General features: G+C 69.3%; 23 protein-coding genes. 17 read left to right on the top strand and 6 right to left on the bottom strand.

Annotation, left to right across the window (positions count from 1 at the left end):
• Positions 1-16: 16 nt before the first annotated feature.
• Together CSW62_RS10005 and CSW62_RS10000 are read right to left on the bottom strand one after the other, a co-directional pair.
• A complete protein-coding gene (locus CSW62_RS10005; protein ID WP_099577366.1) occupies positions 17-2,065 on the bottom strand; it encodes a pyridoxamine 5'-phosphate oxidase family protein in 2,049 nt (682 codons plus the stop codon).
• Positions 2,066-2,089: 24 nt separating this feature from the next.
• Positions 2,090-2,752 carry a glutathione S-transferase family protein gene (locus CSW62_RS10000; RefSeq protein WP_233206652.1) on the bottom strand — a complete coding sequence of 221 codons (663 nt, stop codon included), beginning with the start codon at positions 2,750-2,752 and terminating at the stop codon, positions 2,090-2,092.
• Between the two features lie 171 nt (positions 2,753-2,923).
• Here CSW62_RS10000 and CSW62_RS26395 point away from each other — a divergent pair, with 171 nt between their 5' ends.
• Entirely contained in the window at positions 2,924-3,094 is a 171-nt protein-coding gene (locus CSW62_RS26395; protein ID WP_158235419.1) for a hypothetical protein, read from the top strand.
• A 1-nt stretch (position 3,095) separates the two neighbouring features.
• Here CSW62_RS26395 and CSW62_RS09995 read toward each other — a convergent pair whose 3' ends face one another.
• A complete protein-coding gene (locus CSW62_RS09995) occupies positions 3,096-3,992 on the bottom strand; it encodes a LysR family transcriptional regulator (protein ID WP_099577364.1) in 897 nt (298 codons plus the stop codon).
• 258 nt (positions 3,993-4,250) lie between these two features.
• On the opposite strand from CSW62_RS09995, the gene CSW62_RS09990 reads away from it, so the two are divergent.
• The 16 genes from CSW62_RS09990 (at position 4,251) to CSW62_RS09915 (ending at position 22,361) form a co-directional block, all read left to right on the top strand.
• Complete coding sequence (locus CSW62_RS09990; protein WP_099577362.1) at positions 4,251-5,882, top strand: TldD/PmbA family protein; 1,632 nt, start codon at positions 4,251-4,253, stop codon at positions 5,880-5,882.
• Between the two features lie 22 nt (positions 5,883-5,904).
• A complete protein-coding gene (locus CSW62_RS09985) occupies positions 5,905-7,236 on the top strand; it encodes a TldD/PmbA family protein (RefSeq protein ID WP_099577359.1) in 1,332 nt (443 codons plus the stop codon).
• A gap of 7 nt (positions 7,237-7,243) precedes the next feature.
• Positions 7,244-7,963: a DUF4159 domain-containing protein gene (locus tag CSW62_RS09980; RefSeq protein ID WP_099577357.1), complete on the top strand. Its 720-nt coding sequence runs from the start codon at positions 7,244-7,246 to the stop codon at positions 7,961-7,963.
• A 28-nt stretch (positions 7,964-7,991) separates the two neighbouring features.
• On the top strand, positions 7,992-8,993 hold the full coding sequence (locus tag CSW62_RS09975; protein WP_099577355.1) for a MoxR family ATPase: 1,002 nt from the start codon (positions 7,992-7,994) through the stop codon (positions 8,991-8,993).
• Positions 8,994-8,999: 6 nt separating this feature from the next.
• A complete protein-coding gene (locus CSW62_RS09970; RefSeq protein ID WP_099577353.1) occupies positions 9,000-9,887 on the top strand; it encodes a DUF58 domain-containing protein in 888 nt (295 codons plus the stop codon).
• Complete coding sequence (locus tag CSW62_RS09965; RefSeq protein WP_099577351.1) at positions 9,884-11,041, top strand: BatA domain-containing protein; 1,158 nt, start codon at positions 9,884-9,886, stop codon at positions 11,039-11,041. Before CSW62_RS09970 ends, CSW62_RS09965 begins: the two co-directional genes overlap by 4 nt.
• Positions 11,038-13,164, top strand: a complete 2,127-nt coding sequence (locus tag CSW62_RS09960) for a DUF4175 family protein (protein ID WP_099577349.1) — start codon at positions 11,038-11,040, stop codon at positions 13,162-13,164. Before CSW62_RS09965 ends, CSW62_RS09960 begins: the two co-directional genes overlap by 4 nt.
• On the top strand, positions 13,161-14,867 hold the full coding sequence (locus tag CSW62_RS09955; RefSeq protein ID WP_099577347.1) for a hypothetical protein: 1,707 nt from the start codon (positions 13,161-13,163) through the stop codon (positions 14,865-14,867). The genes CSW62_RS09960 and CSW62_RS09955 overlap by 4 nt, the downstream gene beginning before the upstream one ends.
• Positions 14,868-14,954: 87 nt before the next feature.
• Positions 14,955-16,121, top strand: a complete 1,167-nt coding sequence (locus CSW62_RS09950) for an alpha-hydroxy-acid oxidizing protein (protein WP_099577345.1) — start codon at positions 14,955-14,957, stop codon at positions 16,119-16,121.
• 139 nt (positions 16,122-16,260) lie between these two features.
• Entirely contained in the window at positions 16,261-16,908 is a 648-nt protein-coding gene (locus tag CSW62_RS09945) for a hypothetical protein (protein ID WP_099577343.1), read from the top strand.
• A 31-nt stretch (positions 16,909-16,939) separates the two neighbouring features.
• Positions 16,940-17,167: a hypothetical protein gene (locus CSW62_RS09940; protein ID WP_099577341.1), complete on the top strand. Its 228-nt coding sequence runs from the start codon at positions 16,940-16,942 to the stop codon at positions 17,165-17,167.
• Between the two features lie 197 nt (positions 17,168-17,364).
• Positions 17,365-18,135: a response regulator gene (locus CSW62_RS09935; protein WP_099577339.1), complete on the top strand. Its 771-nt coding sequence runs from the start codon at positions 17,365-17,367 to the stop codon at positions 18,133-18,135.
• Positions 18,136-18,148: 13 nt separating this feature from the next.
• On the top strand, positions 18,149-19,471 hold the full coding sequence (locus CSW62_RS09930; RefSeq protein WP_099577337.1) for an ATP-binding protein: 1,323 nt from the start codon (positions 18,149-18,151) through the stop codon (positions 19,469-19,471).
• 157 nt (positions 19,472-19,628) lie between these two features.
• Positions 19,629-20,324 (top strand): carbonic anhydrase, encoded by a 696-nt coding sequence (locus tag CSW62_RS09925; RefSeq protein WP_099577335.1) that lies wholly within the window; start codon positions 19,629-19,631, stop codon positions 20,322-20,324.
• Complete coding sequence (locus tag CSW62_RS09920; protein ID WP_099577333.1) at positions 20,321-21,871, top strand: SulP family inorganic anion transporter; 1,551 nt, start codon at positions 20,321-20,323, stop codon at positions 21,869-21,871. Before CSW62_RS09925 ends, CSW62_RS09920 begins: the two co-directional genes overlap by 4 nt.
• A gap of 79 nt (positions 21,872-21,950) precedes the next feature.
• Positions 21,951-22,361 carry a MucR family transcriptional regulator gene (locus CSW62_RS09915; protein WP_099577331.1) on the top strand — a complete coding sequence of 137 codons (411 nt, stop codon included), beginning with the start codon at positions 21,951-21,953 and terminating at the stop codon, positions 22,359-22,361.
• 13 nt (positions 22,362-22,374) lie between these two features.
• Here CSW62_RS09915 and phnX read toward each other — a convergent pair whose 3' ends face one another.
• From phnX to CSW62_RS09900, 3 genes are read right to left on the bottom strand one after another with little or no spacing between them, the layout of a single operon-like run.
• Complete coding sequence (gene phnX, locus CSW62_RS09910) at positions 22,375-23,184, bottom strand: phosphonoacetaldehyde hydrolase (RefSeq protein WP_099577329.1); 810 nt, start codon at positions 23,182-23,184, stop codon at positions 22,375-22,377.
• Positions 23,181-24,317, bottom strand: coding sequence for a TIGR03364 family FAD-dependent oxidoreductase (locus CSW62_RS09905; RefSeq protein WP_099577327.1), 1,137 nt, complete (start codon positions 24,315-24,317; stop codon positions 23,181-23,183). Before CSW62_RS09905 ends, phnX begins: the two co-directional genes overlap by 4 nt.
• A 2-nt stretch (positions 24,318-24,319) precedes the next feature.
• Complete coding sequence (locus CSW62_RS09900; RefSeq protein ID WP_099577325.1) at positions 24,320-25,651, bottom strand: DUF5690 family protein; 1,332 nt, start codon at positions 25,649-25,651, stop codon at positions 24,320-24,322.
• Positions 25,652-25,698 lie beyond the last annotated feature (47 nt).

Here is a 25,698-nt window from a genome sequence, read left to right as displayed (position 1 = left end):
GGGTTTCTCCTTGGGATCAAAGGGCCAGATGCAGCGTCTCGCCTTCGGCCGCCGGAACGGCGCAGCAGATCAGCGCTTCGTCCTCGGCGACCGCAGCGGTTGGCGGCGTGAGATAGGAAACAACGCCTTGCAGCACCCTGGTCTTGCATGAACCGCAACTTCCGGTTCGGCAGCTGAACTCAGGCTGCAGTCCGCGGGCCTCGGCCAGCTCCAGGAGCGTGCCAGAGCCAGGTTCCCAACGGGCCTCCTTGGAGGACTCCATGAAGAACACCGGCTTGGAGCTTGTCGCCGGCGGCGGGACGGTCTTAGCAGGCGCGGACCCGGTGTCCGGCGTGCGTTGCAGCGACGCGGGACCAAACGCCTCGGCGTGGATGCGCTTGTCCGCGACGTTCAGGCCGCGCAAGCCGTCATAGATCGCCTGCATGAAGGCCGGTGGGCCGCACAGATAGAAGTCGTAGTCATCGAACGGCAGCTCGGCGCGCAGGGCGTCCATGTCGAGCCGTCCCAGCAGGTCGTAGTCGTCACCGTCCGCGCCCTCCGTGTTGCTGAGGATGCGCGTCAGGTGGATCGCCCCCTGCCCAGCCTCGACCAAGGCCGAGAGTTCCTCGTCAAACGCCCGCTCGGCCTTGGTCCGCGCGGCCTGGAAGATCCAGGTCGGCCGAATGCCGCGCGTGCGGAAGCCTTCGAACAGGAGATGTCGGGCCATGGCGATCATCGGGGTGATGCCGACGCCGGCCGCCAGCAGCACCGCCGGGCGCTTTTCCTTGGCGTCGATGGTGAAGTCGCCGGCCGGGGCGCGGGCCTCGATCAGGTCGCCCTCGCGCACATGGTCGTGGAGGTATCGAGAGACCGCCCCCTCGCGCTTGACGCTGATCCGGTAGAAAGAATCCGAGGGCGCGACCGACAGGGTGTAGGTGCGGATGACGGGCCGCTGATCGCCCGGAAGCTGGACGCGGATCGGAAGGTGCTGGCCGGCCAGGTGCGGGATGGCGGCCACGCCGTCGGCCGGCTCCAGTTCGAACGACCGGATCGTCGCGCTCTCGCGGGTGATCTTCCTGACGCGGAACCGCCGCCAGCGACCGGCCAGCTCGGCGGCCTTGAGGCGTGCCGCCACCGCATCCCAGTCGCCGGTGATCAGGGCGTTGGGCGAGGCCCCATTGGCCTGGTCGACCCAGCGCACTGGCAGGAAACTCCGACGACGGACGATCTTGGTCGGACGCACGCGCCATAGACGCTCCGCGCCCTGGAAAGCCGCGATCTCCGGCGAGTCCAGCACGACCTCGGCCTGGCCGGTCAGTTGCAGCAGGTCACCAGACGAGAAGTCGACAAAGACCAGCCCCGCCTTGCCGTTCAGCCGGATGTTGCCCAGCGTGTTGAAGAACAGGTTGCCGGCGAAGTCCGGGATGGTCAGGACGCCGTCCTCGCCGATCCGCACGAAGCCGGGCTTGCCGCCCCGGTGCGAGATATCGACCTGCCGGCCGTTCTCATCACTGTACGACGCCACGAAGAAGGCGTCGGCGGCGCCCATTACCCGGCGGGCCTCGGCGTCCAGATCCGAGGAGGTCTCGACCTCGCCGGCATAGGGCGCGGCAGGGTCGCCCACCACCGCGAAGTCGCGCAGCTGGATGTATTGCGGGCAGTTTCCGTAGCTCTGCCCCACCGTGACGTCGAAGCCGTAGGCCTGACGGCGCACGGTCCCGTTCATGCGGTTGCGGCGGCGGGTATGCAGCTCGATGCCCAGCAGGCCGACAGCATCGCCGTCCTCCATGCCCGCGTCGGCGGGATCGGTGGACTGGCGCACTGCCTTGATCGCCAGGGTGTGGATATCAGGCGAGGTGACAAAGCCCGGCTGGCCGGCGACGATCGTCGCCCAGGGCGCGCCGGTCGGATCGACGCTTCCGACCACTAGGAACGGCAGCTGCGGGAAGAACGCGCGGTGCTGGTCCAGCAGGAAGTCGCGGATGACGCGACTGCCAATGCCGTCCATCCGCGCCTCGACGCCGACGCTGCGCTGGATCTCGACCTCGCCGCGATGCCAGGGAGAGGGCTTGTCGATGGTGGTCATGGGCCCGCTCCCCGGCGCTCGACGTTACGCCGCCAGGCCGACAGGCGTCTGGCGGAACGGCACGAAGCCCGGCAGGGCCTCGACCCGCGCCAGCCACGCGCGGACGGCCGGGTAGGGTTGAAGATCGACGTTCCCCTCCGGCGCGCGGGCCGTATAGCTGTAGAGCGCCACATCCGCGATCGTCGGGCGGCCGGCGACCAGCCAGGCCTGCCCGGCCAGCTGACCGTCCAGGGTGGTCAGCAACGCGGCGCCGCGCCCAATGACCTCATCGGCGTCGCGCTTGGCTCCGAACACGGTGATCAAGCGGGCGGCGGCCGCGCCATAGGCCAGCTCGCCAGCGGCCACCGACAGCCAGCGCTGCACCTGGGCGGCCTCGATGGCGCCCTCCGGCAGCCAGTCGGTCTTGCCGAACTTGCGCGCCAAATAGACCATGATGCCGTTGGAATCCGAGACGATGACGCCGTCGTCGTCCAGCACCGGCACCTGGCCGAAGGGGTTCAGCTTCAGGAATTCGGGCGTCTTGTGTTCGCCCGCGACCAGATCGACCTCGACCAGTTCGAAGTCCGCCCCGATCAGCGACAGGAACAGGTGAGCTCGGTGAGCGTGGCCTGACAGCGGGTGGTAATAGAGGCGCATCGTCGTGTCCTTTGCGGAGCGGCTGGACACGGCGTCCATCCGGTGAGCCAAGAACACTCCTTCCGCCGGACGAGCTGAAGCCGCGACGGAGGAAAGGCACTATTCCGCGCAGTGGAATGGTTCGCGTTCCGAAACCCGGAACAATCCATTCCTCCGGTTCGCCGTTCTTGCGGCCGCTGCCGGGCGCCATCCTCCACGATGTTCCCACGCCTGGAGGCGACGATGAATAGCGCGCTAATCGATGGCCGGCTTCGCAGGTCAATCAGCGAGACAAAGCCGATCTCTCAGTTCGGCCTCCGGGCATGGAAGCCGAAGGCCAGTCTGCATGACATGTTTCTCAAACTCAGCGAGGGCCAGACCGTCGATGCGATCGCGTGGATGGGCCTGCTCTGACCTAGTTGATCCGCCGATCCGCCCGTAGCCGTTCTGCCGCGAAGTCTATGAAGGTGCGGACCTTGGCGGGCGCGTGCCGGCCTTCGGGGTGGACGATGTGAACCGGCAGCGGGTGCTCCTCATAGGCCGAGAGCACCGTCCGCAGCGCGCCGGACGCCAGTGACGGCGCGGCCTGGTAGGACAGCACACGCGTCAGGCCAAACCCTTTGATCGCCCCCTGCAGCGCCGCGTCGTTGGTGTTGCAGTAGAGGCGTGGATGGACGTGGACGATGATCTTCTGGTCCTGGCCGAAGCGCCATTCCGTCGAGGCCCAGGCGCTGGTCGCGGCGATCACCGAGTGGTCGGCGAGGTCCGCCGGCGTCGCGGGCTCGCCGTTCGTCTCTAGATAGCCGGGCGAACCGCACACTACGCGACGCACCGCACCGACACGCAAGGCGCTGAACCCCGAATTCGGCAGGTTGCCGATCCGCACCGCCAGGTCCACGCCCTCGTCGACAAGGTTGACCATGCGATCGACGAACAGGGTGCGGATGCTGACCTGCGGATGCTCCGCCAGATAGTCCAAAATGATCGGCAGGACGTACTGATGGCCGAACATCACCGAGGCCGTGATGGTCAGCGCGCCGGTGGGCGTGGCGAAACTGCCCGCGGCGCTGGCTTCGGCCTCGGCGAGGTCGGCCAGGATCCGCGAGCAGTCCTCGAAGAACCGCGCGCCGGCGTCGGTCAGGGTCACAGAGCGGGTCGTGCGGACCAGCAGGCGGGCGCCGATTGTCTCCTCCAGAGTGGCGATCGCCCGGGTCACGGCCGGCGGGCTCATGTGCAGACGGCGCGCGGCCTCGGCGAAGCCCTTGGTCTCGGCGACCTTCACGAACACTCTCATCGCCTGCCAGCGATCCATGACGCCCCCTTTTCCGAAGTCAGCGACCTTACAGGCGCCGCCGCCGGACGGACACTACCGGCCCGCGCGACACCCTCGCTCGGCGCGCCGCACAGGGCCTAGCCGCCGATGCGCGCAATCTGATCATACCCGCACCCGATGTTCGGGAAAGATTTGACCTCGGACGATGGCCGGCACAGAACTTCGTGCGCTTGGATTCCGTCGGGAGCGGAGACCAGCGCGAAAGCCTGTGTTGTTGGGCCGTTGGGGAGAAGAAACTTGGATAGACGTCAGTTCCTTGCCGCCTGCGGGATCGGCGCCGGCGGCGTGCTGCTGCCCGGCTTCGGCCGCGCCATCGCCGCAGAACAGCTGCTCGAGACCCTCGACGTGGCTGTCAAGAAGCGCCTGGCCGACGCGGCCATGAGCGCCGCCACGGCCGCCGGGGCCAGCTATTGCGACGTGCGCGTGGGCCGCTACCTGCGCCAGTTCATCCAGACGCGCGAAGCCAATGTCCAGGGCGTGACCAACACTGAATCCAGCGGCGTCGGCGTTCGCGTCATCGCCGGTGGGGCCTGGGGCTTCGCGGCCACCAACAGCATGTCGGTCGACGCGATTGCCGACACCGCCCGCCTGGCGGTCGCCATCGCCAAGGCCAACGCCAAGAACCAGACCGCCCCCGTGCAGCTGGCCCAGACCAAGGGCGTCGGCGAGGTGAGGTGGGCCACGCCGCTGCGCCGCAACGGCATGGAGGTCTCGCTGCAGGAAAAGGTCGACCTGCTGATGCGGGTCAATGGCGCGGCGCTCAAGGCGGGCGCCAACTTCGTCAATTCCAGCCTGTTCCTGATCAACGAGCAGAAGTACTTCGCCAGCACCGACGGCTCGTACATCGACCAGGACGTTCACCGCATCTGGTCGCCGTTCACCGTCACGGCCGTCGACAAGACCACCGGCAAGTTCCGCTCACGCGAAGGCCTCTCGGCCCCGATGGGCATGGGCTACGAGTACCTTGACCCACAGGCCAAGGATAAGACCCTCTCGCCGAACGGCATCATCAGCTATGGCAAGTCCTACGACATGGTCGAGGACGCCCAGGCCGCCGCCGTGCAGGCGCGCGAGAAGCTAACCGCCAAGTCGGTCAAGCCGGGCCGCTACGACCTGGTCCTGGATCCCAACCACCTGGGCCTGACCATCCACGAGTCCGTGGGCCACCCGCTCGAACTGGACCGCGTGCTGGGCTACGAGGCCAACTACGCCGGCACCAGCTTCGCCACGCTGGACAAGCGCGCGGCGCACTTCAAATACGGCAGCGACATCGTCAACATCGTGGCCGACAAGCTGCAGCCCGGCAGCCTCGGGGCCGTGGGCTTCGACGACGAAGGCGTCAAGACCAAGAACTGGCCTTTGATCCAGGACGGCAAGCTGGTCGACTACCAGACGACCCGCGACCAGGCCCACATCCTGGGCAAGACCGAGAGCGACGGCTGCTCCTACGCCGACTCCTGGTCGACCGTGCAGTTCCAGCGGATGCCCAACGTCTCGCTGCAGCCGGGCAAGACGCCGCTCAGCCTGAACGACATGATCGCGGGCGTCGAGGATGGCATCTACATCCTGGGCCGCGGGTCGTTCTCGATCGACCAGCAGCGCTACAACGCCCAGTTCGGCGGCACGCTGTTCTACGAGATCAAGAACGGCAAGATCACCCAGCCGCTGGAAGACGTCGCCTACCAGATGCGCACGCCCGAGTTCTGGAACGCCTGCTCGGCGATCTGCGACGAGCGCGACTATCGCCTGTTCGGCTCGTTCTTCGACGGCAAGGGCCAGCCCAGCCAAGTCTCGGCCGTGAGCCACGGCTCGTCGACCACGCGGTTCAACGGCATCAACGTCATCAACACCGCGCGTTCGCTCGGTTGATCGGTTCGGGGAAGATTATCCAATGAGCATCATGACCGAAGCCGAGGCCAAGACGATCCTCGCGAAAGTCATCAAGCTGTCGACGGCCGATGAGTGCACCGCGCAGCTGACCGGTTCGATCGAGGGCAATATCCGCTTCGCCCTGAACAACGTCTCCACCAGTGGCGTCGTCAGCAACATCGACCTCGCCGTCACCGTCGCCTTCGGGCGTCGCGTCGGCACGGCGACGATCAACGAATTCTCGGACTCGGCCCTGGCCCGCGTGGTCAAGCGCGCCGAGGAGTTGGCCAAGCTGGCGCCCGAGAACCCCGAGTTCGTCACGGCGGTGGAGGCGACCACCTACAAGCCCAGCGACACCTTCAGCCCGGCGACCGCGGCGATCACGCCCGATCAGCGGGCCGAGGTGGCCCGCGCCTCGATCGCCCCGTGCCGCGCCGAGAAGCTGGTCGCCGCCGGCTTCCTGCAGGATGAACAGAGCTTCGTGGCTTTCGCCAACAGCAAGGGCGCGTTCGGCTATCAGCGCGCCACGGCGATGGACTACACCTGCACCGTGCGCACGGCCGATGGCCGCGGCTCGGGCTGGGTCGCCCGCAACCTGCAGGACTCGAGCGGCTTCAAGGCGGCCAGCGACATCGAGATCGCCATGCGCAAGGCCAGCGCCTCGGCCGAGGCCCAGGCGCTTGAACCCGGCAAGTACACGGTGATCCTGGAGCCGAACGCGGCCTCGGGCCTGATCTCGTTCATGTTCAACTATTTCGACGCCCGCCAGGCCGACGAAGGCCGCAGCTTCCTGTCCAAGAAGGGCGGCGGCAACAAGCTGGGTGAACAGGTCTTCGATCCGCGCGTCACCTTCATGGCCGACCCGTGGGACAAGGAACTGCCGGTGTACCCGTGGGACGAACAGGGCCGTCCGCGCGAGCGCATGCCGCTGGTCGAGAACGGCAAGATCGCCAACCTGCTCTACAGCCCCTACTGGGCCCAGAAGCAGGGCAAGAAGGTCACCGGCCGTCCGGGCAATATCGTCATGTCGGGCGGCACGAAATCCACCGCCGATCTGGTGCGCGAGACCGAGCGCGGCATCCTGGTGACCCGCACCTGGTACATCCGCATGGTCGACCCGCAGACCGTGCTGCTGACCGGCCTGACCCGCGACGGCACCTTCTACATCGAGAACGGCCAGCTGAAGCACCCGGTGAAGAACTTCCGCTTCAACGAGTCGCCGGTGATCATGCTGAACAACATCGATGACCTGGGCCGTCCGGTCCGAGTCAGCGAGGGCGGTCGCATGCAGATGATGGTCCCCGCCATGCGCCTGCGGGACTTCACCTTCACCTCGCTGTCGGACGCCGTCTGACGCTCATATGCCGAGTAGAAGCGTAACGCGTACCGAGTGCCTGCGTCTGCTGGCGGGCGGCGCGATGGGGAGCTGGCTCGCCAGCCGACCACGCGCCGCTGAAGCCGCGCCGACCTACGACTTCTGGTTCACGCGCCTGCGCTACGACTCCGGCGACTGGGACGTCGACCAGCGGATGCCGTCCAACATCCTGACTTCGCTGGTCGACTACACCAACCTGCGCGTGGACACCGAGGAACGCGTCGTGCGCCTCTCGGACCCGGCCATGCTGACCGCGCCGTTCTGCTACCTGGCCGGCCACAAGCTGGTCGAGTTCAGCCCCGCCGAGGCCGCCAACTTCCAACGCTATGTCCGCAACGGCGGCTTCGTGCTTGTGGACGACTGCAACCACGACATCGACGGCCTGTTCGCCAAGTCGTTCGAGCGCCAGATGGCCAAGCTGTTCGGCGGCGACGCCCTGAAGAAGCTGGCCAACGACCATCCGATCTATCGCAGCTTCTTCAAGTTCGACGGCCCGCCCGCCACCAGCTTCGAGCTGAATGGCTGGGGCGACGATCTCGTCCATGACTACCTGAAGGGCATCGAGATCAATGGGCGCCTCGGGGTGCTCTACAGCAACAAGGATTACGGCTGCGAGTGGGATTACGACTGGCGCAACAAGCGCTTCCTGGCCGAGGACAACACCAAGTTCGCGGTCAATATCGTCCTATACGCCCTAACGGCCTGATCCGCCCTACGACCTGTCCGGAGTTCCGATGAGCGTCACCCCCACCGAAGCCGATATCGCGGCCAAGCTCGAGCGCTTGGGCCAGCTGCGCGCGGCGATCGGCCAGGCCATCGTCGGCCAGGACGAGGTCGTGGAGCAGTTACTGATCGGCCTGCTGGCCGGCGGCCACTGCCTGATCGAGGGCGTTCCGGGCCTGGGCAAGACCCTGCTGGTCCGAACCCTGGGCCAAGCGCTGTCGCTGGACTTCCGCCGCGTGCAGTTCACCCCCGACCTGATGCCCAGCGACATCCTTGGCACCGAGGTGCTGGAGGAAGACCATGGCACCGGTCACCGTCACTTCCGCTTCCAGCCCGGCCCCGTCTTCACCCACCTTTTCCTGGCCGACGAGCTGAACCGCACGCCCCCCAAGACCCAGGCGGCGCTGCTGGAGGCCATGCAGGAACACCAGGTCAGCTACGCCGGCGTCACCCACCGGCTCTCCGAACCTTTCTTCGTGCTGGCCACCCAGAACCCCCTGGAGCAGGCCGGAACCTATCCCCTGCCCGAGGCCCAGCTTGACCGTTTCCTGCTCAACATCCGCGTCGGCTATCCGACGGCGGAAGAAGAGCGCGCCATTCTCACCCTGACCACCGGCGGCGCCATCGCCGCCCCGGCGGCGGTGATGACGGGCGAAGACATCGTCGAACTTCAGAAGTGGGTGCGCCAGGTGCACGTCAGCGACGGCCTGCTGACCTGGATCACGTCGCTGATCCGCGCCACCCGTCCCGGCCCGGACGCGCCCGCCACCGTCCAGGAGTATGTCCGATGGGGCGCTGGCCCCCGCGCCGGCCAGGCCCTGGTGCTGGCCGCCAAGGCCCGCGCCCTGCTGCACGGACGCCTGGCCGCCACGCGCGACGACGTGAAGGCCCTGGCCGCACCGGTCATGCGCCACCGCATCCTGATGTCCTTCGCCGCCGAGGCCGAACGCAAGTCGACCGACGACGTGGTCGCCGCCCTGCTGGCCGCCCTGCCCGCGCCGGCCCGCGACTAACAGAAGATGTCCCCGTTCGACCTGCCCCCGGACCTGCGTAGTCGTCTGCGACGTCTGTCGCTGACGCCGCGAGCGGCCGCGGTGCTGATCGGGGAAGGCCACCATGCCAGCCGCAATCGCGGCGGGGCCATGGAGTTCGCCCAGTACCGCGCCTACGAGCGCGGCGACGATCTGCGGCGCATCGACTGGAAGCTCTATTCGCGCTCGGACAAGTTCTTCGTCCGCGACGCCGAGCGTGAGAGCCCGGTGGCGATCTGGGTCGTGCTGGACGCCAGCGCCTCTATGGCCCAGGCCGATCTGGGCAAGCCCGGCTGGACGCGCTTCGACGCCGCCCGCCGTCTGACCGCCGCGATCATCGAAGTCGCCCTCCAGCAGGGGGATCGCTTCGGGGTGGTCGTGGCTAGGGCCGAGGGCGCGATCGTCCTGCCGCCGTCCAGCGACAGCCGCCACCGCGACCGCATCCGCCTGGCGCTGGGTCCCCTTCGGCCCGAGGGTGCTCCGCAATGGGAGCGAGACCTGAAGGTGCTGGGCGAGCGGATTTCGCCCGGCGATCTCGTGATCTTCATTTCCGACGGCTTCGACGACGCTTGCGTGGCGGCCGCCGAACGCCTGGCCGCGTCCGGTCGCGACGTGTCGTTCGTTCAACTGCTGACCGGCGACGAACGCGACTTCCCGTTCGACCGCAGCCTGCTGTTCCGCGACCCGGAAAGCGACGCGAAGGTCGCCGGCGACGGCCGGGCTCTACGCGCCGACTTCCTGGCCCGCTTCGCCGAGGCCCGCGCCGCCCTGCGCGCCCGGCTGGAAGCCCGTGGCGCGCGGTTCGTCGAGCACTTCAGCGACCGAGATCCGGACCAGCCGATCCAGGACCTGTCCCGCCCGGTAGCGCGCGGATGATCCCCGCCCTGCTCGCCCCCGCCGCGCTCGGCGCCCTGCTCGCGGTCCTGGTCCCGCTGGCGATCCACATCGCCCGCCGCACCGAGACGCAAGTTATCGACTTCGCCGCCCTGCGCTGGCTGAACCCGAACCCCAAGCCCGTCCAGCGGCTACGCCTAGACGAGAGGCTGCTGCTGGTGGTGCGGATCGCCTTGGTGATCGCAGTCGTCCTGGCTCTGGCCGAACCCGTACTGCGGCCGACCGGCGATGGCCGCCCCGTGATCGCCGTCTCCCCAGCGGTCGACGCCAAGACCGTCCCGGATCATGGCGAGCGGCGGGTGTGGCTCGCCCCCGGCTTCCCGAGCCTCGACCGGCCAGCGCCCGCGCCGTCGGCGGACTTCGCCAGCCTCTTGCGCCAACTGGACGCCGAGACGTCCGCCAAGACGGCGATCACGGTCGTTGCGCCGCCGGAACTGACCGGCGCCGACGCTGAGCGGCTGTATCTTTCGCGCAAGGTCGACTGGCGGATCGGTGCGGCGCCCGCGCGCTCGAAGACGGTCACCGTACCAACACCGCCCGCACTGACCGTCCGCTACGCCCCGGGCAACGAACGCGCCGTCGGCTATTTCCGAGCGGCGGCGACCGCCTACGCCGAGGGCGGCAAGCCGCCCGCCTTCGACGCCGCAGCCGCAGACAGCCCGATCCCTCGCACCGCGCGCTATCTTGTCTGGCTCTCGGGCGCACCCATGCCGGCGGCGACGCTCGACTGGATCGAGGCCGGCGGCGTCGCCCTGCTGGGCCACGACGCCCCTTCGCCCGTCGAAGGCGCACAACCTACGGCCTGGCGCGACGCCGAAGGCGCGCCGCTGGCCACGGCCGGCCGCTTCGGCGAGGGCCGCGTGCTGCGCCTGACCCGGCCGCTCGAACCCAGCGCCATGCCGGTCCTGGTCGAGCCGGACTTCCCCGCGCAGCTCTGGACGCTGCTGGCCCCGCCGCCCGCGCCGAGCCGAGTCGCGGCGACCGACTATGCGCCGAGCGTCCGCCCAGCGGCCGGCGGCATGGCTTACAACCCGAATCCCGTCAGCCTGCGACCTTGGCTGGCCCTGCTCATCGCCCTGATCGTCGCCGCCGAGCGCTGGCTGGCGACGCGGCGCGACCGACCGGTGGCCGCATGATCGCCGCCCTCGCCCGTCATCTGCGCGCGGCCCGGCAACGGAGCGTCCTCGACACGCTGGCCGTCGGCCTGCCCGTCGTCCTGGCGCTCGCTGCGCTGACTCTGCGTGGGTTCGAGGTCATGGGGGCGGTAGTCGCCCTCGTGATCGGCGCCCTCGTGATCGGCTGGATCGCCATCCGACGCATCCAACGCTTCGACCAGGCCTGGCTCATCGCTGCCCTCGACGCCCAAGCGCCTGGCTTGGAGGACAGCAGCGCCCTGCTGTTCCAACCCTCCGTCGACGGACTGGCCGCATTGCAACGCGCCCGCCTTGAGGCGCGCCTCGCCGAAGCGGCCGCGGTCGATATGCGTCCCGACTGGTCTAGTCGCTGGATCCCCTGGACCGCCGGCGTCAGCGCGCTGGTGATCCTCACCGCCCTGTTCTGGCCGCCCGCATCCGGCGTCGTGCTCGGCCCCCAAGAGGCGGAAACCGCGTCCGCGCCCGGCGCGCCCACGGTGACCGGCGCCAAGCTGCGGATTACCCCGCCGGCCTACACCGGCCAGCGCTCCTTCGAGCAAGGCGGTCTGGACGCCCGCGCGCCCGAGGGCTCGCGCATCGAGTGGGTCGTGAACTTCCGGCCGCATCCCGACGCCGCCAGCCTGAGCTTCCCGGGCGAAGCCGTCCTGCCGCTGCGCCGCGACGGCGGACGCTGGCTGGGCGGGCGGGTGTTCGAGCGCTCGGCGCTCTATCGCGTTGAGGCCCCCGGCCTGGCCCGCCAGCGCCTGCACCGGCTGGAACTGATCCCGGACGCCCCGCCGGTCGTCCGCGTCGTGACGCCGGATAGTTCGCTGACCCTGATCATGCCGGGCCAGAGCCGGTGGGCGCCGGTGTTCGAGGTCCGCGACGACTATGGCGTCGACGGCGCTGCCCAACTGCGCATCACCGTCACCAAGGGCGAAGGCGAAAACATCACCACCACACAGCGGATCCAGCCTCTCGTCGGCCAGGGCGCCGCGCGGCTCAAGCGCTTCACCGCCGCCCTCGACCTGGCGCGCGAGGGCCTGGCGCCCGGTGGCGACATGATCGTGCAGTTGGTGGTCAGCGACAATCGCAGCCCGCGCCGCCAGACCGTCGAGAGCCCCAGCGTGATCCTGCGCTGGCCGACCGCGATGGGCCTGGCCGAGGGTCTGGACGGCATGGCCAAGCAGGTGATGCCCGTCTATTTCCGCAGCCAGCGCCAGATCATCATCGACGCCGAGGCCCTGATCGCCCAGCGCGGCAAGCTCACCCCCGACGCCTTCCTGGACCGCTCGAACAGCCTCGGCGCCGACCAGGCCCAACTGCGCCTGCGCTACGGCCAGTTCATGGGCGAGAAGGCCGAAGGCGAAAGCGGCGGTGGCGGCCTGGACCTGCCGACCAATGACGCGCCCGCCCTGCCGACGGACGACGCCCCCGCCACGCCAGCCAAGGCCGAGGCGCATCACGACGACGATGACGGCCACGACCATGGCGGCGGGGCCAATCTCAACGACATGACCGACGTCGTCGCCAAATACGGCCACGCCCACGACACGGGCGACGCCGCGACGCTGTTCGACCCGGGCACGCGCTCGACCCTGGCCCAGGCGCTGGACGCCATGTGGGATTCCGAGCGCGCCCTGCGGCAGGGCAAGCCCAAGGACGCCTTGCCCCACGCCTACAAGGCCCTGAACCTGCTGAAGACCGCCCAGCAGGCCGGACGTATTTTCCTGGCGCGCACGCCGCCGAAGCTGCCGCCTGTCGACCTGTCCCGTCGCCTGACCGGCAAGCGGGAGGGCATCGTGCCGGGCCGGCTGCCGCCGACGGCCCGCGATAGCGCCGATACGCCGGCGGTCGACGTCTGGCGCGCGCTGGGGGATCGTCCCAACGCGCCGCTCCCGCTCGAGGCCCTGGCCCGCTGGGTGAACGCCAACAAGAAGCGCCTGGCCGATCCCCTGGCCCTGTCGGCCGCGATCGACACGGTCCGTAACGAGCCCCAGTGCCAGGACTGCCGCCGCAAGCTGCGCGCCTTGCTGTGGACCGCCCTGGAGCGCCCGCCAGCCGCCGTCCACCGCCGCGATGCCGCCGACGCGCGCGGCCGACGCTATCTGGACGCGCTGCGATGACGGGGAGCTTCGAACTCTGGACGGCGATCCTGATCGCGGTCGCCACGACAGGGAGCATCGCGCGGACGGTTCTGCGGCGGCGATCAGCCGACGCACGCGCTCCCGTCTGGCGCTTCGCCGCGCTGATCGCTCTGCAGATCCTGGGCGGCGCGCTGCTCTATCTGACGCTCTTCCCGCCTTCGGTCGGTACAGCGCCCGGTCGCCTCGTGGTCGCCACGCGGGGCGCGGAGCCTGCGGCGCCCGCGTCTGGCGATGTGCTCGTCGCCCTGCCTGAAGCCGGCCCGCTGCCCGGCGCGGTCCGTCTGCCCGACCTCGGCTCGGCCCTGCGGCTTTATCCCGAGCTTGGCCGCCTTCTGATCGAGGGCGACGGCCTGACGCAGCGCGACAGGATCCCGCTGGATCGCCCCGCAACGTTCGCGGCCTCACCGCCCCCGCGCGGCCTTCTCGACCTGACTCCGCCGAAGCCCGTCGCCCCGGGCGCTCGCTTCACGGTCACCGGACAGGTCGGGGGCGCCGGAACCGTCGAACTGCTCGATCCGGCCGGCGCCGTGGTCGACCAGACCGCCGTGGCCGCCAATGGCCGCTTCCAGCTGTCGGCCGCCGCCCGCGCACCCGGCCTGGCGCTGTTCGACCTGCGCCTGAGGGACACCGCCGGCCGCTTTGTCGAGCGCATCGAGATCCCCCTCGAGACCCGCGCTCAGCACCAGCCGGGCGTGCTGGTCCTGGCCGGCGCGCCCAGCGCCGAGACCAAGTATCTGCGCCGCTGGGGCCAGGACGCCGGCATCGCACTGAGCCTGGACATCGACGTAGGCGGCGGCGTGGTCCTGGGCGATCCGCCGACCCCGATCACCCGGGCGAGCCTGGCCGAGATCGATCTCGTCGTGGTCGACGATCGCCGCTGGGAAAGCCTGTCGACCGCCGCTCGGGCCACCCTGGCCGCGGCGACGCAGGATGGCCTCGGCCTGCTGCTGCGGCCGACCGGTCCGCTCCCAGCCGCCACCCGACGCGACTGGACGAATCTCGGCATGGCGACCGCCGGCGACGGCGAGGTCCAGGCCTTCCGGCTCGGCGGTGCGAACGACCTGGAACTCAGCCGCTACGACCTGGCGCAAGCCCAGCGCGACGGCGTGCCGATGATCCGCGACAAGACCAGCGCGCCGCTGGCCGCCTGGCGGCCCCGAGGCCAGGGTCGCGTGGCGCTCTGGATCGTGGCCGACAGCTATGGCCTGACCCTGGCTGGCCATGCCGATCGCTATGGCGAGCTTTGGAGCGAACTGTTCTCCGCCCTGGCGCGTCCCAGCGACGGCACGGGCGTTAGCCTGGATGGCATCGCCCGGGTAGGCCAACGCGCGGCGCTCTGCGGCGTCAGCGGATCGATCCGTGTCGTCGCCCCGGATGGCGTCGAAAGCCGGCCGATCGTCGATCCGGCGACCGGTCCCGCCGCTTGCGCCGCCTACTGGCCCCGCCAGACCGGCTGGCACAGCGTCTCGGACGGCGCGACCTTCTACGTCCACCCCGCCGACGCCGCGCCTTCGCTGGCCCAGGCCGCCAACCGGGCCGCGACGCTCGATGCAGTGGCGGCCAGCGCCACGCGCGGCGCCCGCGCCAGCCGCACGACACCGGGTTCGTCCTGGCCCTGGGCGGCCGGCCTGCTGGCCGTGCTCGGCCTTCTGTGGTGGCTGGAGCGTCGATCAAGCACTTGAGGGGACTAGCGGCCGGCCGCGCGATCGCGTCAAATCGGATCGACGCATCGACGCCCAGACCGTCGAGCAGCCCCGGGGGAGTGAACCATGCCGCACTACGGCGACTACCAGACCGAGATCTATTTCCAGGGCTTGCGCGGCGTGCTGCCGAAATATCCCGTCGACTTCGCCGGCCTCTTGGCGCGCGCCCAGGCGGCCATGTCGCCCTCGACCCTGAAATATGTCCAAGGCGGCTGCGGCGACGAACACACTCAGGACGCCAACGCCTCGGCCTTCAAGCACTGGGGTTTGATCCCAAGGATGATGGTCGACTGCTCCGCCCGCGACCTCTCCATCGACCTGTTCGGCATGAAGCTGCCAAGTCCCCTGTTCATGGCCCCGATCGGGGTGACGGGGCTCTGCACCCAGGATGGCCATGGCGACCTGGCCGCCGCCCGCGCCGCCGCCGCGACGGGCGTGCCGATGGTGGTCTCGACCCTGACCAACGATCCGCTGGAGGACGTCGCCGCCGCCTTGGGCGACACGCCGGGGATGTTCCAACTCTATACGCCCAAGGACCCGGAACTGGCCGCCAGCCTGGTCAGCCGCGCCGAAGCGGCCGGTTACAAGGCCATCGTCGTGACCCTGGACACCTGGGTCACCGGCTGGCGGCCCCGCGACCTCAACGACTCCAATTTCCCGCAACTGCGCGGTCATGTGCTGGAGAACTATTTCTCGGACCCGCGCTTTCGCGCCATGGTCGGCAAGGACCCGAAGTCGGACCTCCAGACCTCGGTCATGACCTGGGCGGCGACCTTCGGAAAGGTGCTGACCTGGGCTGACCTGCCATGGCTGCGGTCGCTGACCAAGCTGCCGATCGTGCTGAAGGGCATCTGCCATCCCGACGACGTGCGCCGCGCTAAGGACGAGGGCGTCGACGGCATCTACTGCTCCAACCACGGCGGCCGACAGGCTAACGGCGGAATCGCCGCGATCGACATGCTGCCCGGCGTGGTCGAGGCGGCGGGCGACACGCCAGTGCTGTTCGACTCGGGCATCCGCTCGGGCAGCGATGTCGCCAAGGCCCTGGCGATCGGCGCGACGGCGGTCGGCGTTGGCCGTCCCTATTCGTACGGCCTGGCCCTGGGCGGGACGGAAGGCGCGGTCCACGTCCTGCGCTCGCTCCTGGCCGAGGCGGATCTGTTGATGGCTGTCGACGGTTTCCCGACGATCAAGGCCCTGCGCGAGGCCGGCGCGGTGCGCCTGCCGGGTTAGCCTCAGGCGTTTTTGGCAGGCGATCGTCGCCTGTCATGCTTTGTCACAATCGCGATGCAGAGCCGCAAGGCGACCTCGCCACTCTCGAACCGTTGAAAGGCCGCCCCCGTTGGCGCGGCCCCTGTTCGGGAGAACAAGGATGAGCAAGACCCATACCCGCCTGTTGGCCCTGGCCGCTGTCGCTGGATTCGCCGTCGCCGGCGCCGCGAGCGCCGAGACCGTCCGCCTGCCCGCGAAGCAGACCGCGCTGACCGCCGACCACTTCCACGCCCGCACCCAGGTCATCGACGATCCGCTGGATATCGAGACGGTGATCAGCACCGAGCGAGGCTTCCAGACGGGCAAGGGCGTCTTCAAGTCGCCCCGCAACGACAACCACCTGCGAGCGGTTGTCGACAAGCGCTCAGGCGCCACGCGCTTCGAGGTCCGCCAGACCCTGATTTATCCGGGCTCGATCCGTGGCTACAGCGAGGTCTCGCACCAGACGGGTCAATGGCCGGTCGCCGCGCCGCTGACCAAGATCCGCGACAACGCCAGCCATTGCTTCCTCTTCGAAGCGCCGGAAGTCTGCCGCGAGGAGGTCTCGTTCGGCGTCGCCGAGAACGAACTGCGCCGCGCCGCCGCCGCGCCAGGCGCGTGGGCGTTCAAGTTCACCTCGGCCAAGGGCTACGAGCACCGGACCGCCATCACCCATGCCGAGATCGAGGGCCTGCTGAAGGCCGTCGACACCTACCGCCGCGCCCTGCCCGCCGTCCAGGCGCAAGCCGACACCGCTGCGGGCGGTTAGTCCTAAAAGTTCCCCGGAGTCTGTACCGCTTATGAAAATCCTCGCATCCTTCGGCCTCTCCGCCTGCCTGCTGGCCTCCCCTGCCCTCGCGGGCCCCGCCGGCACCGGCCTGACCTTCACCGAAGAAGTCGCCAAGAAGAACTTCCAGAAACGCGCCGCCAAGGCCCAGGCGGCCGTCGACTGCCCCGCGCCGAAGGCCCAGGCCGCTGAGGCGGCCACGCCTGGCGCCGCCCCCTTCGACACCTGCCGCGCCGGCTAGCGCGGTATCAGAGACGGTCGCCGTAGCTTCATCGTCAGCGGCGGCCCGCCCTCGCGTGCTCCCCTACCTGCAAAATGCGCGCGAGGGCCCAGTTTCGCGGGATGCCTTGGGCATCCCCAGTTTTGGCGCGGAGCCGGCGAGAAATCGTCGGCTCCGGCCTTGTTCCCGGCGCCATGGCGCCTAACTAGCCCGAGCATATGGATTCTTCTGGCCACGGACTAACCGCCTTGCCGCGCGACTTGGCGACCGCGCCGCTTGCGCCCACCATCCTCATCGTCGAGGACGATCCGGCTCTGCGCACCCTGCTGATGCGCCTCCTGCGCGAGGAAGGCTTCCAGCCGCTCAGCGCAGGCCACGGCGCGGAAATGGCCCGAGTGCTGGAGACCAACACGGTCGACCTGATCTTGCTGGACGTCATGCTTCCGGGCAGCAACGGCTTCGATCTCTGTCGCCTGGTGCGCCGGGAGAGCGACGTGCCGATCGTCATGCTCAGCGCCCGCCAGGACGAGACCGACCGCCTGATTGGCCTGGAACTCGGCGCCGACGACTATATCGGCAAGCCCTTCAGCAAGAAGGAGCTGATCGCCCGCATCCGCGCCATCCTGCGGCGGACCAAGAGCGGCTCGCAGGCCAGCGAACCGCGCGGTCACCAGCGCATGACCTTCTCCGGCTGGAGCCTGGATCCTGGCAGACGCGAACTGCTGTCGCCGGACGGGGCCTTCGTCGACCTGTCGGGCGCCGAGTTCGACCTGTTGCTGGCCTTCGTTAGCTCGCCCCAGCGGGTGATCGGCCGCGAGCGCCTGCTGGAGATGTCGCGCGCGCGCTTCTCCGACGCCTCGGACCGCAGCATCGACGTGCTGGTCAGCCGCCTGCGTCGCAAGCTGGCCGTCGTCGGCCAGGCCGAACCGCTGCTGCGCACCGTGCGCGGCGTCGGCTACATCTTCACGGCCACGGTAGAACGTCGATGAACTGGGAGCGTCGATGAAGCCCTTGCGGCTATGGCCGCAGCGTCTGGTCGGCCAGGTCACCCTGGTCCTGATGCTGGCCGTGGCCCTGGAGTTCATCGGCAGCTCGTTGCTGTTCGAGCGCAGCCGCCTCTATCCCGATCTCGAAAACCAGACCAGGCGCGTGGCCGAACAACTGGTCACCGCCGAGACGCTTCTGGAGGACGCATCCCCGGACGAGCGCGCCGCGCGGGCGGCCGTCATGTCCACTCGGATCACCCAGCTGAGCTGGTCGGTCCTGCCTACCCTGGTGGACGGCGGGCGCGACGCCGAAGAAGAGTTCCGCGAGGAGTTCCTCGAGGCGGAGCCGGGCCTGCGCGGTCGTGACCTGCGCCTGCGCGCCGACATCGATCACGCCGTGCCGCGCGACACCCATCTGAAGGTGGCGCTGAAGCTACGCGACGGCAGTTGGATGGCGCTGAACACGCGCATCCACGTCGCGCCTTGGGCGGTGCTGCTCAGCGGCGTCGGCTCGGCCTTCACCCTGGGCCTGGGCGTGATCGTCGCCGCGGCGCTGGTGCTGCGCAATCTCAGCCGCCCATTGCGGGCGCTGGCAGAGGCCGCCGACAAGGTCGGCAAGGGCGCCCAGGTCCGGATCGCCGAGAGCGGCGCCGGCGACCTCAAGCTGGTGGCCAAGGCGTTCAACGCCATGCAGGACCGCATCGCCGGCCTGCTGAATACCCGCACCGAGGCCTTGGCTGCCGTCGGCCACGATTTGAGGACGCCCCTGGCGCGCCTGCGGCTACGGGCCGGTTTCGTGACGGACCCCGACGCGCGCGAAGCGCTGGAGGCCGATGTCGACGAGATGACCTCCATGCTGGACTCGCTGCTGGCCTATCTGGGCGGTCAGGAGGATCCCGAGCCCCGTCGGCGGACGGACCTGGCCGCCATCGCCATGACCCTCGTCAATGACGCCGCCGACGCGGAACGGCCAGCAAGCTATGCCGGCCTCGACCATCTGCCCGTGCTGGCCCGTCCGTTGTCGGTGAAGCGAGCGATCAGCAACATCGTCGAGAACGCCCTGCACTATGGCGGCGACGCCGCGCTCACCCTCACCCGTGAAGGTGATACCGCCGTGCTGGCGATCGAGGACAACGGGCCCGGCATCCCCGAGGCCGAGATGGTCCATGTGCTGCAGCCGTTCCATCGCCTGGACAGCGCCCGGACCCGCAACACGGCTGGCCTTGGTCTGGGCCTGACCATCGTCCAGCAGATCCTACAGCGCGAAAGCGGAACCCTGGTCCTGCGGAACCGCCCGCAAGGCGGTCTGCGCGTCGAGATCCGCCTGCCCGCGCTCTAGGCGGCTCGCCCCAAGACATTCTTTGTCACAAAGCCGCTGCATCGCAGCAAAGACCCCAAACGACCTTCATCGACGCATCCGGCGCTTCTCGCCGTGACGCTCGCCGCGGCGCCCGCCCCCCTTTTGGGCGTCGCGGCGATCAGTTCATGGAGGTCCCTTGGAACAGTTTCTCGAACGCGCCGCGCTTTTTCGCGGCCAGGTCTTCCCCGCTCAGAGCGCCCTCTACGAACGCCTCGCCAGCCACGGTCAGAGCCCCTCGGCCCTGATGATCTCGTGCGCCGACTCCCGCGTCGTCCCCGAACTGATCACCCAGGCCGCGCCCGGCGACCTGTTCGTCTGCCGCAACGCCGGCAACATCGTTCCGCCGTTCAGCCAAGCCAACGGCGGCGTCTCCTCGGCGGTCGAGTACGCCGTCATGGCGTTGGGCGTTCGCGACATCGTGGTCTGCGGCCACTCGGACTGCGGCGCGATGAAGGCGTTCTCGAACCCGGCGGCTCTGGAAAAGATGCCCAACGTCGCCGCCTGGCTGCGCCACGCCCACGCCGCCCACAGCGTCGTCTGCAACGCCTATCACGGCCTGGACGAGCACGGCACGACCCGCGCGCTGTCGCTGGAAAACGTCGTCGTCCAGCTGAACCACCTGCGCACCCACCCGTCGGTGGCCTCGGCGATCGCCCAGGGCAAGCTGACGCTGCACGGCTGGTTCTTCGAGATCGAGACCGGCCAGATCCAGGCCTATAACGGCGACACCGGCCAGTTCGAGCAGGTCTACGAAGGCTCGCCGCTGCCCGTCGCCCAGCGTCCCTCACGCCGCATGGTCGCCGCCGACCACCTGGGCATCGCCGCCGAATGACCCAAGCTGTCGCCTCCTCTCCCCAGGGTGTGAAGCCTGGTTTCTCGACGATCCTGTCGCGTGACTTCATCGCCTCGATCGTTGTCTTCCTGGTGGCGATGCCCCTCTGCATGGGCATCGCCGTCGCCTCCGGCGTTCCGGCCGAGCGCGGCCTGATCACCGGCATCATCGGCGGCGTCGTCGTCGGCGCCCTGGCCGGCTCGCCCCTGCAGGTGAGCGGCCCCGCCGCTGGCCTGGCCGTCATCGTCTTCGAGATCGTCGCCAAGCATGGCTTGACCATGCTGGGCCCGATCCTGGTGGTCGCCGGTCTGATCCAGCTGATCGCCGGCGCCGCCAAGCTGGGCAACTGGTTCCGCGCCATCTCGCCCGCCGTCGTGCACGGCATGCTGGCCGGCATCGGCGTGCTGATCGTGGCGGGCCAGTTCCATGTCCTGTTCGGCGACTCGCCCAAGGCTCACGGCCTGCAGAATCTGGCGGCTATTCCGTCGGCCCTGGCCGGCGTTCAATTCGCGACCTTGACCCAGGTCGAAGCCGCCCTGGCGGTCGGCGTGGTGACGATCGGCTCGATCCTTCTGTGGGAGAAGTTCCGTCCCAAGGCGCTGAAGCTGGTCCCGGGCGCGCTCCTGGGCGTCGTCGCCGGCACCGTGCTGGCCACGGTGCTGGGTCTGGACGTCCAGAAGATCGTCGTGCCGGAATCGATCGCCGCGGCGATCGCCATTCCTGGCGTCGCGGACTTCGCCCGCATGGCCGATCCGATGCTGCTGGTGACCGCCATCGCGGTGGCCTTCATCGCCTCGGCGGAAACCCTGCTGTCAGCCGCCGCCGTCGACCGCATGCATGACGGCGAGCGCACCAAGTACAACAAGGAGCTGGGCGCCCAGGGCGTGGGCAACATGTTGTGCGGCCTCGTTGGGGCCCTGCCGATGACCGGCGTGATCGTGCGCAGTTCGGCCAACGTCCAGGCCGGCGCCATGACCCGCATGTCGGCGATCCTGCATGGCGTCTGGATCCTGGCCTTCGTCGCCCTGCTGCCCTGGCTGCTTCGCATGGCGCCCAGCGCCGCCCTCGCCGGCGTGCTGGTCGTCACGGGCTGGAAGCTGGTCAGCCTGCAGCACGTCCGTCACCTGTTCGCCCGCTACGGTCTGCTGCCGGCAATGATCTGGGCGGCGACCTTCGTGATGGTTGTGGCGACGGACCTCCTGACCGGCGTGCTGGTCGGCATGGGCATGACGCTGCTGGAGCTGATCCCGAACCTGAAGAAGATGCGCCTCAGCGTCTCTCAGCACGAACTGGGTCCCGACGAGAGCGAGATCCGACTGGAGGGCGCAGCCACGTTCATCCAGCTGCCGAAGATCGCCAAGGTCCTCGACGGCGCGCCGAACAACGGCCGGGTGAAGCTGGACACACGGGGCCTCACCAGCTTGGACCACACCGTCGCCGAGGCCCTCAGCGACTGGCTGAAAGGCAAGGCGCGCGCCGGGGTGAAGGTCGAGCTGCCGCCGGCCTGCGCCTTCGGTGATCGCCTCCGAGCCGCGGGCGCGCACTGACCCACCGTTCGTCCGCCAACTGGCCCAGGGGCGCGATCCCAGCGCCCCTGGGTTTCTTCCCAACATCTTGAGGGATTTCATGACCAAGGCCCAGGAACGCGCCGCCGAGATCGCCGCCCAGGTGCTGTGCGCCTATCTCAGCCGCAATAAGGTGTCGGCGGACGATCTGCCGGCGCTGGGCGCCCGCACCTACTCGGCGCTGGAAGCCGTCTTCGCCAGCCCGGCGACCATCGTCTCGCCCGTCGAGCCGCCCACGCCTGACCAGATCGCCGCCAGCATCACCGCCGACGCCCTTGTCAGCTTCGAGAACGGTCGCCGCTATCGCTCGCTGCGCCGGCACCTGAACCAGCTCGGCCTGACCGAGGACCAGTATCGCGCCAAGTGGGGCCTGCCGGCCGACTATCCGCTGGTGGCGCAGAGCTTCTCGGACCTGCGTTCCAGCGCCGCCCGCGCCCAGCGCTTCAGCGGCGTGGCCCTGGCGGCGGAATAGGGTCGTCCCGAGATCAGGCCGCCGGACGTTCGCCGCGCGCGATCCGCGCCTCGATCTCGGCCAGAACAGGCCCAAGGTCGGCGACGCTATCGACCACATAGTGCGCGCCGGCGTCGCGCAGGGCCTGAGCGGAGGCTTCGATCCGGGCGCTGCGCTCGGCTTCTGGCAGCAGGGCGAGGTCCTCGCGCGACAGTCCGACACCATTGCCCGAGGCCGACAGGCCCACCGTCCAGGCGCCGACTTCCAGCCCCTCGCCGATGCCGACGACCGCATCGTCGACCTTGACGCAGGCCCGGGCCGGCCAGGCGCCCAGCTCGACCAGGGCCTTCCACATCATCAGGGGCGAAGGCCGGCCTGCCGCCGTCTCGCCGGCACAGACGACGACGTCCGGCGCGTAGCCCTGCTCCGCCGCCAGCGGCAGGATGTCGACCATCATCGGGCGGGTATAGCCGGTCGTGGAGCCGATCTTGACGCCTCGCGCCCGCAGGTCGGCGACGAGTTCAGCCGCACCGGGAATCAGCCGGGCGCAGTCGCGGGCGGCGGCGCGCATCTTCGGTTCGACGTCGTCGTGCAGACGGTCGACATCCGCCTCCGTCGACGCCGCGGCGTGGCGCTCCGTCCAGAGGGTGGCGACGCGCGGCTTGGCCAGCAAGGCCCGCACGTGATCGCGCTTGGCCCTGCCCATGTCGGCGCGAGCCTCGGCCTCCGAGATCAAGACCCCCGCCTCGGCGAACACCTCGCTCAGGGCCAGGACCGGCGCCCGGCAGCCGAAGTCGATCATGGCGCCGGCCCAGTCGAAGACGATGGCTTGAATCGGGCTCATGCGGCGGCTCCTTGGCGCGGAAGGTCGTAGAGGCCCGCGATCACGTCCTCGGCCAAGCCGAAGGCGGTCGAAGCGCCGGTGCCGCTGGTCACGGTCACCAGACGCACGCGTGGCATCGGAGCCTCGACGAGGCTGTGGCCGGCGGCCGAGGCGTAGGTGCCGGTCCAACGCTCCAGCACCGGCGGCGGCGCTTGGCCGAACACCTTGGCGAACTCGTCGAGGATCAGGGCGTCGACATCGTCGCGGGCGAAGGGATCGGGTGTGGCGGCATAGTGGTGGCTGTCGCCGACCACCAGCGAGCCGTCGGCGCTCTGCGCCACGATCAGGTGGACGCCGTGCTCCAGATGCGCCGGCTGCTCGGCCTCAAGTCGCACGCGGAGGGCGGCGGCCTCCGGCAGGGCCGCATAGCCGAGGTAGCGAACCAGGCCGAGGTCCGACATCACCGGCCCGGGAAGTCGCCAGCCCGGCGCGGCCAGGCGCAGCATCTGCAGCTTGCAGCGTGTCACCTCGGCCTGGGCGAAGGCGTCGGGGAACAGGGTGATCAGGTCATCGCCGGGGCAGACCACGACGGTCTCGGCGGAAACGGCGCCGGCGGACGTCTCGAGGCGACCGGTCTCGACTCCCTGCACGGCGACGCCGCGCAGGAAGGTCACGCCATGCGCGGCTTCCAGCCACGCGGCCAGGCGCGGTATGGCGGTGCGGGATTCCACCCGCAGATCGACCGAACTCGTCAGCGCTCCCAGCACCTCGCCCTGGCCTGGCAAACGATCGCCGAGATCGACGGCGTCGCGCCAGGCGCAGCCTTCGGCCATCTCGGTTTCGAGGAAGGCTTCCAGCACGGCCCTGGCCTCGGGGCGGCGGGCGACCATGGTCAGCCCCCGTTGAACGACCTCGATCCCGGCCGGACCGGCGATCTCGTCCCACACCCGCGCCGAGCGCCGCGCGCGCCGCCAGACCTCGCCCCGCGCCTGGCCCGTCACCGTCACGAAGCCGAAGTTACGCACGGAGGCGCCATTGGCCTGGGCGTCGCGGTCAACGACCACTACACGCTTGCCCAGCCGGGCGGCGGCCAGGGCATGGGCCAAGCCCACGATGCCGGCGCCGACCACGGCAAGATCGAAGGTGCGCTCCACGGTCACGACTCGACCGGCTGGCTGGCAGCCTGGAAGGTCGCCGCGCCCTGCCCACCGTCGGACCTGACGCGCTGGCGCAGGAAGTAGAGGCCTGCGAACAGCGTACAGACGGCGCCCACTGCGCTGGTGGCGTAGGCGCTGTTGATGAAGAAGCTCAGCCAGTCGAGATCGACCATGGCGAAGTTGCGCCAGACCAGCAGAGCGACGCTGCCCAGATAGCCCGAGGCGTCGGCCACATAGATCAGGAAGCCCGCCGTGCCGACCCGGCCGCTGAAGGCGATCATGCGGTCGAACAGCATTGCGTTGAACGGGGTATAGGCCATGTAGAGCCCCGCGCCGGTCAGGATCATCCAAGTCAAGGGCGTCAGCATATGGGCCTGGAACGCCAGGGTCGAGCCGCCCAGCACCAGGAAGCCGGCCAGGATCACGCCATGCATGACCAGCAGGGCCCGCAGGTTGTCGCGCACCAGCATCACCGCGCCCATCACGGCCAGGGAGACGACCGCCACCGGCAGCTCGCTGGCGGTGAACACGCCCGAGGCCTCGCCGAAGCCCAGGGCCGTCCAGATCTCGGCGGCGAAGTTGTCGCGGAAGTCACGCAGGGCCGTCAGTAGGATATAGGCCAGCACCAGCAGCACGATGCCGGGCGCGTAGGTGGCCAGGAAGGCGCGGCGCTGGACCAGGTCCATCGGCTGGCGACGGACGCGAGCGGCCTCGTCGGCGGCGTTGGGCGGCGGCATCTGGACCAGCGCCCAGACCGAGACGGCCAGTAGCGGCATGAAGATCGCGCCGGTGGCGGCCGGCATCCAGAACGGCGAGACGTGGAGATCGACCATCAGCCACTTGCCGACGGACTTCACCACGCCCGACGACAGGATGAAGCTGGCGCAGAGAATGGCCCCCAGCACTTCAGACGTGCGGCGGCCTTCCATGAAGCCGAACACCAGGCCCCAGATCATGCCCAGCGGAAGGCCGTTCAAAAACAGCGCCGCGACGTTCCACGGCGCGGGCGTGACCGCGAAGGCCAGCAGCGCCACCCACGAAATGCCGATCAGGCCCAGAATGGCGACGCCGCGATGGCGCGGCGCGATCTCGGAGATCACCTTGACCCCGATCATCTTGGAAGCGGCGTAACCCGCGACCTGGGCCAGGACCAGGGCGATCTTGTAGTCGACCGCGAAATGCCAGCCCTCCACCGCCCCGAACGTCGCCGCCGCGAAAGGCTTGCGGAAGGCGTACATCGAGAAATAGGCGCAGAAGCCGGCCAGCCCCGCGAACAGGGTGAAGACCAGCGGGTTGGCCCGCTCCAGCCAGCGCTTCGGACCAGTCGTCATGGGAACGCCCCTCAATGGAGCGTTTTGGTCTAGACCAATTACATGTC

Source organism: Caulobacter sp. FWC2, from assembly GCF_002742625.1.
Classification (GTDB): Bacteria; Pseudomonadota; Alphaproteobacteria; order Caulobacterales; family Caulobacteraceae; genus Caulobacter.
This window is presented reverse-complemented; position numbering and strand designations above follow the sequence as displayed.